This is a genomic window from Bacillus sp. AC266 (assembly GCF_979253805.1).
In genome coordinates this window covers 466,509-479,852 of the sequence record NZ_CEEDEC010000001.1, presented here as the reverse complement: position 1 = coordinate 479,852, position 13,344 = coordinate 466,509, and the positions used below count along the sequence as shown (strand labels likewise).

Annotated in this window: 9 protein-coding genes and 1 other annotated feature; of the genes, 5 read left to right on the top strand and 4 right to left on the bottom strand. The window is 34.2% G+C overall.

Annotated elements, in window-relative coordinates:
* Positions 1-214: 214 nt before the first annotated feature.
* Positions 215-2,503: a glycoside hydrolase family 3 C-terminal domain-containing protein gene (locus AC0IXC_RS02415; RefSeq protein ID WP_471652538.1), complete on the bottom strand. Its 2,289-nt coding sequence runs from the start codon at positions 2,501-2,503 to the stop codon at positions 215-217.
* A gap of 136 nt (positions 2,504-2,639) precedes the next feature.
* Here AC0IXC_RS02415 and AC0IXC_RS02410 point away from each other — a divergent pair, with 136 nt between their 5' ends.
* Both AC0IXC_RS02410 and AC0IXC_RS02405 read left to right on the top strand, forming a co-directional pair.
* Positions 2,640-3,875, top strand: a complete 1,236-nt coding sequence (locus AC0IXC_RS02410; protein ID WP_471652537.1) for a helix-turn-helix domain-containing protein — start codon at positions 2,640-2,642, stop codon at positions 3,873-3,875.
* A gap of 246 nt (positions 3,876-4,121) precedes the next feature.
* Positions 4,122-5,315, top strand: a complete 1,194-nt coding sequence (locus tag AC0IXC_RS02405; protein WP_002084844.1) for a NupC/NupG family nucleoside CNT transporter — start codon at positions 4,122-4,124, stop codon at positions 5,313-5,315.
* A gap of 77 nt (positions 5,316-5,392) precedes the next feature.
* On the opposite strand, the gene AC0IXC_RS02400 is transcribed toward AC0IXC_RS02405, so the two are convergent.
* Both AC0IXC_RS02400 and proB read right to left on the bottom strand, forming a co-directional pair.
* Positions 5,393-6,640, bottom strand: coding sequence for a glutamate-5-semialdehyde dehydrogenase (locus tag AC0IXC_RS02400; RefSeq protein WP_088039635.1), 1,248 nt, complete (start codon positions 6,638-6,640; stop codon positions 5,393-5,395).
* Positions 6,641-6,722: 82 nt separating this feature from the next.
* Positions 6,723-7,826, bottom strand: coding sequence for a glutamate 5-kinase (gene proB, locus AC0IXC_RS02395; RefSeq protein ID WP_471652536.1), 1,104 nt, complete (start codon positions 7,824-7,826; stop codon positions 6,723-6,725).
* Between the two features lie 145 nt (positions 7,827-7,971).
* Positions 7,972-8,182 (bottom strand) — a binding site (T-box leader).
* Between the two features lie 381 nt (positions 8,183-8,563).
* Here proB and proC point away from each other — a divergent pair.
* Positions 8,564-9,382 carry a pyrroline-5-carboxylate reductase gene (gene proC / locus AC0IXC_RS02390; RefSeq protein ID WP_113769242.1) on the top strand — a complete coding sequence of 273 codons (819 nt, stop codon included), beginning with the start codon at positions 8,564-8,566 and terminating at the stop codon, positions 9,380-9,382.
* 470 nt (positions 9,383-9,852) lie between these two features.
* On the opposite strand, the gene desA is transcribed toward proC, so the two are convergent.
* Positions 9,853-10,884: a Delta(5) desaturase DesA gene (desA, locus tag AC0IXC_RS02385; protein WP_061675371.1), complete on the bottom strand. Its 1,032-nt coding sequence runs from the start codon at positions 10,882-10,884 to the stop codon at positions 9,853-9,855.
* Between the two features lie 618 nt (positions 10,885-11,502).
* Here desA and AC0IXC_RS02380 point away from each other — a divergent pair.
* Together AC0IXC_RS02380 and AC0IXC_RS02375 are read left to right on the top strand one after the other, a co-directional pair.
* Entirely contained in the window at positions 11,503-12,093 is a 591-nt protein-coding gene (locus AC0IXC_RS02380) for a hypothetical protein (protein WP_016101156.1), read from the top strand.
* Between the two features lie 764 nt (positions 12,094-12,857).
* Positions 12,858-13,340 (top strand): DUF2975 domain-containing protein, encoded by a 483-nt coding sequence (locus tag AC0IXC_RS02375; protein WP_002032872.1) that lies wholly within the window; start codon positions 12,858-12,860, stop codon positions 13,338-13,340.
* Positions 13,341-13,344: the final 4 nt, after the last annotated feature.

Here is a 13,344-nt window from a genome sequence, read left to right as displayed (position 1 = left end):
AAGCATATGATTCTACATTTAGCAAAATAAGTACAAAAAAAGCAAATGAGATTCTAACTCTCATTTGCCTTTTTGCGTGCTGGAGAAACATCCTGCAATAAATTATTAAGCTTAATTAATATTCAACAAAGAATGTTCAATGGATAAAGTAAAACTTTAATTAGGCATTTCCGGGCCATTATCTCCCGCCTAACTTCCTCGCATTCGCCGCTTATCAATTCATCTGCGCATCGTTCAATATCCCAATTATTTCACTTAACATTTCTTCTGTAAAAGCACCTGCGCTAAAGTTCACTAATGCTCGTAATGGCATATAGTTCAGCATAGCGTCCATCATTTCAGATGCATCACTATCCCCTTCAGTCATACTACCAAACGGACTGTCTGTTACTGCTTTTTCCATAAGCCCTTTTGCGATTGGTGCTAAGATTGGGTCCGTAAATATGTCCCCAAGTAACGTATTACGATGCACTGGTTTTTGAGTTATAGTCGTTGATTGAACATACATGCTATCATGTAAAACGATCTCTTTTGAAGACTTTCCTACTAAAATCTCAAATTCACCTGTTTCAACATGCCAGTCCTTTAATTCAACATTATAATAAGCAAATGATCTTTTATTTAAAGTAAAGCTAACCGTTTTTTCTTCTCCCGGTTGCAATTCTACTTTTTCAAATCCTTTTAGCTCTTTTTCAGGACGAGTCATACTGCTTTCAATATCTTTTATATAAAGCTGAACAATTTCTTTCCCTGCTCTACTACCAGTATTTTTCACGTTCATACTGATAGAAACAGTGTCCGTATCCGTTATCTCTTTCTTATTTATTGAAAGATTACTATACTCAAAATTTGTATAGCTTAATCCAAAACCAAATGGGAACAACGGTTCAATATTTTTCGCATCGTAGTAACGGTATCCGACGAACACACCTTCTTTGTATTCCACTTTGTCCCCTTCACCAGGGAAGTTTAAGTAAGAAGGATTATCGCTTAACACTTTCGGGAATGTTTCCGCTAATTTCCCGCTTGGATTCGCATCACCAAATAATATATCGGCAATCGCCCCGCCTAATGCTTGGCCACCTAAATAGCCTTCAAGTATTCCTTTTACTTTACCTATCCATGGCATTTCAATTGGAGCACCGTTACTTAAAACTACAACGATATTACTTTGAACTTCACCGATAGCCTCAATTAATTGCACATGATTTTCTGGCATTTGTAAATGCTTTCGATCAAAGCCTTCAGATTCATAACGATCTGGAAGTCCAACGAAAAGGACCGCTGTATCTGCTCGCTCTGCTATTTTTTTTGCTTCATTAACCATGCTTTCATTTACATCATCACTTGCAATGTCATAGCCTTGGGCAAATAATATGTTCGTTTTTTCACCTGATACCGTTTCAATTTCTTCGAGAATACTTTCAAGATTTGTTGGATTAATATGAGAGCTTCCGCCACCTTGAAAACGTGGTTGCTTTGCAAATCCTCCAATTACTGCTACCGTTCCCTCTTTTTTCAGCGGAAGAATGGAAGCTTCATTTTGTAACATAACCATACTTTCACTTGCAACTTCTCTTGCAAGCTGATGATGCGCGTCCTTACTATACACAGCGTTTTCTAATTGGTTATCATAAGCTTTAAAAATAATGTAAAGAAGACGCTCTGCCGCTTGATCAAGCTTTTCTACAGATAGCTTACCACAGTTAACTGCGTCGACAATTTTCTTCTCACCAATTCCAAAGCTTGAAGGCATTTCTAACTCCAAACCGTTAGCTAAACTTGCAACACGCTCATTTACTGCACCCCAATCAGAAACGACAAAACCTTCAAATCCCCATTCATCTTTTAAAATATCATTTAATAAATAGTTATTTTCCGAAGCGTATTCACCATTCACTTTGTTGTAAGCGCTCATTACTGTCCAAGGCTGTGCTTCCTTAATAACATCTTCAAAGCTAGCAAGATAGATTTCACGCAATGTTCTTTCATCAACAATTGCATCTACAGACATTCTACGATGCTCCTGATTATTAGCAGCGAAATGTTTTAATGACGTTCCAACCCCTTGACTTTGTACACCTTTAACATGGTTTGCAGCCATTTGTGATGATAAATATGGGTCCTCTGAAAAATATTCAAAGTTTCTTCCGCATAGCGGCGAACGTTTAATATTTGCACCTGGTCCAAGGAGAACTCCTACATTTTCAGCCTGACATTCTTCTCCTAATGCAACTCCTACTTGTTTTATTAATTCTTTATTCCATGTACTAGCTAACCCTACTGCTGAAGGGAAACAAGTCGCTGGAATACTGTTATAAATCCCTAAGTGATCTGCTCCCTCTGCCTGTTTTCTAAGTCCGTGTGGTCCATCAGTTACCATAATTGAAGGAATTCCTAATCGCTCAATCCCTTTTGTATTCCAAAAGTCTAATCCAGAACATAGACTTGCCTTTTCTTCTAATGTCATTTGTGAAATGATTTTCTTAATATCCCTTTTCATGATAGCCCTCCTAAAAAATAATTAAGTAAACGCTTTCTTAATGTCATTATAGTTATTATTCTTTAGATGTTATGGTATATTTTTTAGAATACTGGTAAAAAATTTAGCTAATTTTTAAAGAATAGGGGTTAAAATAATGAGTCTCTCCAAACTAAAGGATTTATATTATATTTGTAAACTAGTCTTTGACGTACATAAAACACCTGTCTATTTTCTTAATAACAATGGAGATTTAGTATTTGAAATCTCGTCCAATATTCAGCATAACCCTATGTATTCTTCAAAAGAGGCGATACTTAATGAAATATTTAAAGAACAGCCTCCCTTTACTTTTCCGTCATTAGAAGAGACAGCCTTTCTTGAAAATTTTTTCGCAATTAATCTGCTTTTGAACGACCAAATTAGTGGGAACATCATTGTTGGACCCGTCCTTTATTCCAGGCTATCAGAAACATCAATTAAAGGTATCGTTAATGATCTTCAACTAAAAATAGACAAAGAAGAAATGATTCGATATTATCGTTCTCTACCCGTATTAAATAATTTGAGTTTTTTAAATATAAGTTTAGTGCTTTATTACATGCTGTATCAGAAACAATTGAACATAGCAGATGTTCTGCAAAAAAACATGCTTGTAAAAAAGGTGGAATTTAAAATTGAACAGCCCGAAATACATATATCGGAGCAACGACAAAGTACATTAACTCATATCGATCCACTAGCTGAGAGGAAAATATTTGAGTGTATTAAGCAAGGGAAAAAGGATGATTTAATTAAAAATCTAAGGAGATTACCTGAATCAGGAGAGCTTGGGGTGTTATCAAAGACGAGTCACCTGCGAAGCCAAAAAAATTCTGCCATTGCAGCTATTACACTTGCAACTAGATCTGCGATAGAAGGAGGACTTTTCCCTGAAATCGCATATACTCTTAGCGATTTATTTATACAAAAACTCGAAGAAATACATAAAAATGAAGCCATTGCCCCTTTTTTGGAGAATGCTTTACTTGAGTTTGTAGAACGTGTCAAAAATGGTACAATGCAGCAACATTCCAAACCTATAAACGAATGCCAAAATTATATATTTACTCATCTTTATGGTGATATTACACTAACTATCCTTGCAGAAATAGTCACATTAAACCCTAGTTATCTATCTTCCCTTTTCAAAAAAGAAGTTGGAATTTCTCTAAATGAATATATTCAGCGTGCCAAAGTAGATGAGTCAAAGAAGTTAATGACTTATACGAGACATTCTATATCCGAAATTTCTACATTATTAAATTTTCACGACCAAAGTCATTTTACAAAGATTTTTAAAAAACATACTGGTATTTCACCTAAACAGTTTAAAAATGGATACGGTTATTAGTTTAGAAAATTTTATCATACTTCCAATAATTGTTGTCCTTCGTTCTACCAATAGATTTATTTTGTTGCTTTACATTATTAATACATATCCTTTATAAAGCGAAAAAACATTAATTTTTAGTACATAAATTGAAATAGATTAATCCCAAACATAATTTACATTCTTCATAACTTCTGATCATAATCCAAATTTGGAAGAATAGGGGCTTTTTTATATACAAATAATAAGCCTCAAGGAGTTGTTGACATGCATTTCATATTAAATATGTTAGGGATTTTCGTTGTAATATTAATCGTTTTCCTATGTTCGCCTAATAAAAGAAAAATAAAATGGAGACCCATCGTTATTCTAATAATATTGGAGCTTTTTATTACGTGGTTTATGTTAGGCACGAAATTGGGCAGTATTATCATTAATAAAATTGCGTCATTTTTCAGTTGGCTACTATCATGTGCGAATGAAGGAATTCGATTTGTATTTCCTTCAGCTATGGAAAATCAAACAGTTGATTTCTTCTTTAGCGCCTTACTTCCTATCATTTTTGTTATCACTTTCTTTGATATTCTTTCGTATTTTGGAATCTTAACTTGGATTATTGATAAAGTTGGTGCAATCATTTCAAAGATTTCTCGTTTACCAAAGTTAGAAAGCTTCTTTTCCATTCAAATGATGTTTTTAGGAAATACGGAAGCACTTGCAGTTGTTCGTGATCAATTATCTGTGTTAAAAGAAAATCGTTTGTTGACTTTTGGAATTATGAGTATGAGTAGCGTCAGCGGATCCATTCTTGGTGCTTATCTATCAATGGTTCCAGCAACATATATTTTCAGCGCTATTCCTTTAAACTGTATTAACGCATTAATCTTGGCTAATGTTTTAAATCCTGTAGAAGTTACTAAAGAAGAGGATGTTATTTATTCACCTTCAAAAAATGAAAAAAAAGATTTCTTTTCTACTATTTCAAACAGTATGTTAGTTGGGATGAATATGGTTATTGTTATTTTAGCGATGGTAATTGGCTATGTAGCATTAACAGCATGTTTAAATGGTATTTTAAGCTTTTTTGTAACAGGTTTAACAATTCAAAAAATCTTCTCGATTATCTTTAGTCCCTTTGCTTTTTTACTCGGTTTATCAGGCAAAGATGCTATGTATGTAGCTGAATTAATGGGGATAAAAATAACAACGAATGAATTTGTTGCAATGATGGATTTAAAATCAAATCTAAAATCTTTACAGCCACATACAATTGCAGTTGCAACTACATTTCTAGCTTCTTTTGCAAACTTTAGTACAGTAGGTATGATTTATGGAACTTACAATTCATTATTTGGCGGGGAAAAATCATCAATAATCGGAAAAAATGTTTGGAAGCTTCTTGTTAGCGGAATGGCTGTTTCCTTATTAAGCGCTATGCTTGTGGGGCTTTTTGTATGGTAAATGAATAATTGTAATAAGATGAAGACACTTAAACTGAATTGGGTGTCTTCATCTTATTACTTGTTCTTTTATAATTCTTATCTCCGAATCTGACCATTTCCACGAATCACATATTTTGTGGAAGTTAATGCAGGTAGCCCCATTGGTCCCCTTACGTGTAGCTTTTGTGTACTGATGCCAATTTCTGCGCCGAATCCGAATTCAGATCCATCCGTAAAACGAGTCGATGCATTATGATAAAGTGCCGCGGCATCAACAGATGTGAAAAATTTGCTGACGTTTTCCTCGTTCTCTGTAATAATCGCTTCGGAATGCATGGATCCATACGTATTTATATGATGAATCGCTTCTTCCGTAGTGGAAACCACTTTAACTGCCAGTGTGAGAGATAAAAACTCTGTTTCCCAGTCTTCTTCTGAAGCTAATGCAATAGAAGAATCAATTGCCAATGCTTTACTATCTCCACGTAGCTCCACGCCTCTTTCCTTCAAAGAAGAAAACAGCTCGCTACCAAATTGCTGCGCCCACTTCTCATGAAGTACAATCGTTTCTATTGCATTACATACAGATGGACGCTGCGTTTTTGCGTTTATAATAATATCAAATGCCATTTGTTTATCCGCTGTTTCATCAATGAAAATATGACAATTTCCCGCACCTGTTTCAAGTACTGGAACAGATGCTTCTCTCACTACAGTATCTATTAACTGCTTGCCGCCTCTTGGGATAAGAACATCTAAGTACTCATTCAATGTAAACAACTGCTTTGCACTATCTCGCGTTGTATCTTCTATGAGCTGTACACTTTCTGGAGGCAAGCTTGTTTGTTTGAGCGCTCGGTGAATAACGCTAACGATGGCTTTGTTAGAATTGATAGCAGAAGAACTACCACGTAATATGACTGCGTTTCCTGTTTTCAAACAAATTGTAGCAGCATCTACCGTTACATTCGGTCTTGCCTCGTAAATCATTCCGACAACACCAAGTGGTACACGCATTTCCTGAATAGATAATCCATTTGGTCGCTCCCATGCACTTACACATTCTCCAACAGGATCGCGTAATTCAATTAACTGCTTAATCCCCTCTGCCATATCAATAATACGCTGTTCATTGAGCATAAGACGATCAAGAAGAGAATCGGAAAATCCTTTCGCCTTACCTTCTTCAATATCTCGTTTGTTTTCCTTTAAAATATAAGCTGTTTCTACTATTAGCCTTTCAGCAATTGCAGCAAGTGCTTCGTTTTTTTGACTCGTAGATTTAAGAACAAGTTCTCGAGCAACCTCTTTTGCTCTTTTTCCCTTTGCCAATACTTCATTCATTTTATTTCCTCCTTTTTAAAGGTTACAGTTTGAGAGCCCTTTAACACCAGTATCTAAATCTTTCTTGTACTAGAATTAAAGCTTACAATGAAACCCAGTGATCTCTATGGATGACTTCATAATTATGCCTTTCGCCTCTTGCTTGAATATCTTGGCTTTGCATACCTTTTAAATTCCTTAGTTCCTCTGCGCTATATGTGCATTGTCCTTTTCCTATTACGCGCCCTTGTTGCGTAATTACTTCCACGACTTCATCCACTTGGAAAAATCCAGACACACTAGTAACACCAGCAGGAAGTAAACTCTTTCCATGTTGAATGATGGCAGTGGCTGCCCCCGCATCTACTTCAATTTGTCCGCTAACAAGCGAATGCAAGGCGATCCATTGCTTGTTCATCTTAATCACTTTTTGAGGAGCATTCCCGATATATGTTCCATCACCTTTGCCCTTCATAACATCTAAAAACTTCTCCTGTCCACATCCCGTTCCGATAAATACACTCACTCCAAGAGATAGTGCCGTCTTTGCAGCATCGATTTTTGATTTCATACCGCCAGTCCCGAGTTTTGAGCCAGCATCTCCTGCAAGAGAAGCAATTTCTTCCGTTACCTCAGGAAGGAAATGATATTTTTTCGCATCCGCATTTTTCTGAGGATTTTGGTCATATAAACCGTTCACATCGGTAAAAATCATGAGCATATCTGCCGAAACAAGTCCACTTACTAAAGCTGACAGCATATCATTATCACCGAACGTCAGCTCTTCTAAAGAAATGGAATCATTTTCATTGATTATTGGAAGAGCGGAACGGTTTAGTAGCTCTCCTAAAGTAGCATAAGCGTTACTGTATTGTTCTTTTCTAGAAAAATCACTTCTCGTTAGTAAAAGTTGTGCAGTAACGATACCATATTTACGGAATTCCTCCGTGTATGCCTGCATTAATAAACTTTGTCCGACAGCAGCAGCAGCCTGTTTCCCTTTAATTGTAACAGGTCTACTAGAATACCCTAGAGCAGAAAAACCTGCAGCGACTGCCCCAGATGTAATTAGTAAAACTTCATGCCCTTCCTCTTTCAATCGTGCCAATGCAGCAACGTGATCTGAAAGTTGTTCTTTAGAGATGCCTCCGTGACTATCTGCCAAGGAACTACTCCCAATCTTTACAACAATTCGTTGTTTTTTCACTTTTGTATCCCCCAAGTCTAAAATCAAAGTTTTTTATTAATTTCACTTCTATTCATACAGCTTACAGCGGCTTCTATTCTTATCAGTGCTGCACCTAGCCTATTAAAGAGCAAAATAAAAATGACCGCTTCGCCCTTAATAAAATAAAAAGGACGAAACGGTCATTGTTCCGCGGTACCACCTTAATTGATATACATAGATATCCACTTGGCGCCTATAACGCAGGCGTACGCCTAAACTTTCATTTAAGACTCGGGGATAGGTTCGATACATTCTATACGAGGAATCTTTCAGCCGGTGAATTCCACTCTCTTTCGTAAGAAGACATATGTACTATTTCCCTTCAACGATTTTCCATTTGATTTTTTATATTATGCTATATATTTCGTTTTTGTGTCAAGAGGTATTTTGCAAAATGAATAGAGCGACAAGCTTTAAGTATGAAATTATGTACACACTTATGAATATCACCATATCTAGAAAAAGTTGATATAACTATACCTATTCTCCAACATGCTTTTAAACGTTACCAAATAGTAAATAACATAAAATATTAAATAATTGAAAATGCACTTGTTTAGTACAGAATAAAATTGATTTCTTTATTTTTTGTATTGCAAAAAAGAACGTATTCTCTTAGAATGTTTCTTTATATTGCACTTGGATGTTATTGTTATTTTAGAATAATAATTTGAAACCGATATAATTTATGATAAAAGGAGCCAGATTGAGTTATTATGAACAAACAAATTGGATTCATCGGATGCGGAAATATGGGAATGGCTATGATTGGCGGGATGATAAACAAAAATATAGTGTCTTCAAATAAAATCATTTGTTCAGATTTAAACACTACGAATTTAAAAAATGCTAGTGAAAAATATGGACTAACTATAACAACTGACAACAATGAAGTAGCTAAAAATGCTGATATTTTAATTTTATCAATTAAACCAGACCTATACGCATCAATAATTAACGAAATAAAAGAAGTGATAAAAAACGATGTTATCGTCGTAACGATCGCTGCAGGAAAAAGCATTAAAAGTACTGAAGATGCTTTTGATAAAAAGTTGAAGGTTGTACGAGTAATGCCTAATACACCTGCTCTTGTTGGAGAAGGAATGTCTGCGCTATGTCCTAATGAAATGGTGACAGAAAAAGATTTAGAAGATGTATTAATCCTTTTCAATAGTTTTGGTCAAACGGAGATCGTAAGTGAAAAATTAATGGATGTTGTAACATCTGTAAGTGGTTCTTCGCCAGCATATGTATATATGATTATAGAAGCAATGGCAGATGCAGCTGTATTAGATGGTATGCCAAGAAATCAAGCATATAAATTCGCAGCTCAAGCTGTGTTAGGCTCTGCAAAAATGGTACTAGAAACAGGCATACATCCAGGTGAATTGAAAGATATGGTTTGTTCCCCTGGCGGAACAACTATAGAAGCTGTAGCAACATTAGAGGAAAAAGGCTTACGAACAGCCATCATTTCAGCTATGCAGCGTTGTACGCAAAAGTCTGTTGAACTATCCGGTCAAACTAAAAAGTAACAACTGCAAAAAAGACCAGATTAGCTGAATACACAAATCTTTAAACAGCTTTACACTTTATGCACATGTGGTTTACATACTCCCCTGTTTCCACTAAAAGATAAACGGACAAATTCATGAATAATTGAGTTTGTCCGTTTTGCACTTTATTATCTCAAAATAACTTCATAACTCTTATTGTTATTTGTTTTGCAGATTAAGATACTTTGGTATTACGTTTACATCATTTCCTGTCTGTTGAAATATTCTCAGAGACGAAGCATGATATTCATTAAAAAAGTTGTGGTATCAAACGCTTCACATTGTTAACATAACATATTTACTGTCTCCTTTATTAATGCCTGTTTCCTAATCCACCACCATTACAATTTAAATCATTTAAGTTTTCTCCATATCGTACATCTACTAGTTAAACAAAAACTCCCCTTAAGTCAAAAATGATTAAGGGGAGTCAGTTATATGTGGTGAAGTTATAGTTCTGATTTTACTGGAACAGAAACATTGTTTTTTACTAATTTTTTGACGTCTTTAAAGGTAACAAAATTGTTGTTTTGCTCATCCCAAAGACGGAAACGAATTGACCGCAAGCTTGTAGCAAGAGTAATCGTTGGTACATTTTTTAAAGGAAGCGTATTATTGTGTGCCTCTTCTAGTTTATAGTTAGGTACTCTTGGACTTAAATGGTGAACATGATGAAATCCAATATTACCAGTTAAAAATTGCAGGATTTTGGGAAGTTTATAAAACGAACTTCCTTCCACTGCCGCTTTCACATATTCCCAATCTTTATCTTCTTCAAAATAAGAATCCTCGAATGTGTGCTGTACGTAAAACAGCCAAATACCTATTGAACCTGCTATTAAGAATATGGAACCGTGTACTAAAAGAAACGATTGCCATCCGAGTGCCCAGCAAAGTAACCCTACTAAAGCAACGATTAACACATTCGTCAAATAGGTGTTCATGCGTTCCTTCTTTCTAGCACCTTTTCTGTTAAATCTATTTTTAAGTAGGAAAACATAAATCGGGCCTAATCCAAACATAACGAATGGGTTGCGATATAAACGATATGCTAAACGGAGTCTAAATGGCGCTGCCAAATATTCATTCACTGTAAGTGTCCAAATATCTCCTGTACCTCGCTTATCCAAATTACCACTTGTAGCGTGATGAACGGAATGCTCATGCCCCCATTGATCAAACGGGAATAAAGTTAAAACACCCATACATGTCCCTACTATTCTATTTACACGACGGCTTTTAAAGAAAGAATGATGGGTACAATCATGAAAAATAATGAAAACCCGTGTCATAAATCCAGCGGCTAACACAGCTGGAACTAATGCTAACCAATAAGAAACGGACAAACTTTTATAAGCAAGGTACCATAAGATAATAAATGGCACTACCGTATTGATGATTTGCCAAACACTTTTTTTTGCCGTTGATTTTTCAAAAGGAGCAACTTGTTTTTTTAAATTTTTAGTATTTTGTAAGGTCATTTTTTCTAATTCCTTTCCTTTATGTTGCTAATTCGTATTATAACACATTATTAGTAGTAGGTGTTATACGCAGGTATAATAAATATTTTATACTATGAAAATCTCTTTTTTCTTACTCATTCCTTACAAATTGCTTACGTCCAGAATAGCTTCTATTATAGGATAGAAGGAGCATTTGTGCCTGAAATTCCGAAGTTTTTCCCAATAAATATATTAATTAAAAAGAAACACAGAATTTTTCCACTTCTGTACTGCCCCGTTTCCACAATCAGAAGTGAACTGTCCCATAAGTCAGTGTCACCGACTTTGATATGCTCCTCTTAGTTTCGTAATGTTCACTTGTTGCAATTGATTTTACCGGAACTGGATCTATTTCATGAAACTAATCAAATTACATTTCAAATAAAAAACTAGTCTATTTTGAAAACTTCCCTCACTTTTATTCTATATAAAATGTAAAAATTTAATGTCCGTTTATTTAATTTCAAATCTATGATATATTCAAAATATTAATCACACAAAGTTAATAAAATGAAAACAAGGGAAATTTATGAAAAAATATATTTTATATTCATACTAAAATCACATAGTTTTTAGTATAGAAAGGAGATTCAAAATTTGAATAAGAATTTAACCAAAATTACATTAATAAGCGGTCTCGCTCTCATACTTTATCATTTTTTCAAATGGTATTTAGTTGAATTCCTTACCCCATTTGTTATGCCATTTCTTTCAATAATAGTTCATGGATTGTTTTTCTTAATATTAATTTTCACAATCATACATCTTATCAAATACAAAAATTGGAAACCGTTAATTATTCAATTAATCATAATAATTACTTGGATATGTATACCATTTAATGAGATTTATATAAATTTAGATTTTATTATCTATAAAGAAGACCGTGAAAAAGTTATAACACTTATAGAACATAAAGAGTTAACTCCTAATGTTCATTATGATAGTAGACAAATTCATTTACCTAAACAGTTTGCATCCACTTCCAAAAACGGTGGGGATGTAATTATTCAACAAAATAAAAATGGTATTTCTGTTTTCTTTTTTACTTATCGTGGTATATTAGATAATTTTTCAGGATTTATTTATACACCAAATGATACTAGACCAAACAAATACGACTTTAATAATGAATATAAAGAAATCACAAAAATAGAAAAAAACTGGTATTATGTGACATCATATTAAAGAACACAAAAATTTTCTTTTAATTATATTAAAAACATACCGTATTTATAGAAAGGGAATGCTTGTATACTATATACTGATCTGTACTGCATTCCCTAATTAGGCCCGAAACGGATTCTTGTCGTATTAGCTCATTCAAGGTGATGCATTTTTTTTACAAGCGATACATCTTTTTTATCATATACGTCGCTTTAACACCACTCAATATAGAGGGTGCTATTTCAAATGACTCGAACCTTAACATAGGAGTAGCATTACACATCCATCAACTTAAGAATTTTCTCGTTTTGGATTATTTGTTTTTCTCAGCTTGATTGTGACAGGGCACTGCCAACAAAAAGCGATTTTCGTACGCTAAGCGATCTTTTGTATAAAAAAGCCGATTTCTTGTAATCTAAAGGATAATCGGCTTTTTACTATTCATTTATTTGTAGTAGTTGAAGAAATTCTAAAAGTATAATCATATTAATTATTATCTATAAAGTGAAACTTTAATCAGAGGGTTTTTTTTCCATCCCCACTGATTATTAGCCTTCACCAATCGGGCTTTTACGGGCAGCCCGACTCCCACAAATAGCGGGATAAGAACGACTTAATCGTTACTTTTAACATAACATCATTTACAAAAAGAAGGAATGATTATCTTCATTAAAATACAAAATTGGTTTAACAATAAAAACAAGATTATAATAAATAAAAATTTATTGTTAAACGATAAATTTCATGTTAGATTAAATAGATAATATTTAAATGAGGTGCTTTATATGAAACAAGGATCAACACTCTTTTTAAAGACAGCTATTATTCTGATTGGAATCCCTGTTCTTGCTTTATGTATATTTTTAGTTCCTAACATAGGGAAATATGCAGCGGAATTGTTCCCGGATATTGCATTTATAAAATATCTTGTTTTAATCAATCTATATGCAACCGTGATACCTTTTTATTTTGCTCTATATCAAGCCTTTAAACTTGTAAGCTTTATTGACAAGGGTAACGCTTTCTCGAAATTATCTGTTAGAGCTTTAAAAAAGATAAAAAACTGTGCAGTAACAATCAGTATTTTATATGTGGTAGGTATGCCACTCTTCTATCTTGTAGCAGAGAGAGATGATGCACCTGGTATTATTATACTTGGCATGCTCCTAATCTTTGCTTCAATGGTTATCGCAGTCTTTGCTGCCGTTCTCCAAAGACTTTTAAAAGATGCGATAGATATAAAATCAGAAAATGATTTAACGGTCTGAGGTG

Excerpts from the sequence above, each read along its gene's own strand:
- AC0IXC_RS02415 (WP_471652538.1), bottom strand. The coding sequence starts at position 2,503 with ATGAAAAGGGATATTAAGAAAATCATTTCACAAATGACATTAGAAGAA.
- AC0IXC_RS02410 (WP_471652537.1), top strand. The coding sequence starts at position 2,640 with ATGAGTCTCTCCAAACTAAAGGATTTATATTATATTTGTAAACTAGTC.
- AC0IXC_RS02405 (WP_002084844.1), top strand. The coding sequence starts at position 4,122 with ATGCATTTCATATTAAATATGTTAGGGATTTTCGTTGTAATATTAATC.
- AC0IXC_RS02400 (WP_088039635.1), bottom strand. The coding sequence starts at position 6,640 with ATGAATGAAGTATTGGCAAAGGGAAAAAGAGCAAAAGAGGTTGCTCGA.
- proC (WP_113769242.1), top strand. The coding sequence starts at position 8,564 with ATGAACAAACAAATTGGATTCATCGGATGCGGAAATATGGGAATGGCT.
- desA (WP_061675371.1), bottom strand. The coding sequence starts at position 10,884 with ATGACCTTACAAAATACTAAAAATTTAAAAAAACAAGTTGCTCCTTTT.
- AC0IXC_RS02375 (WP_002032872.1), top strand. The coding sequence starts at position 12,858 with ATGAAACAAGGATCAACACTCTTTTTAAAGACAGCTATTATTCTGATT.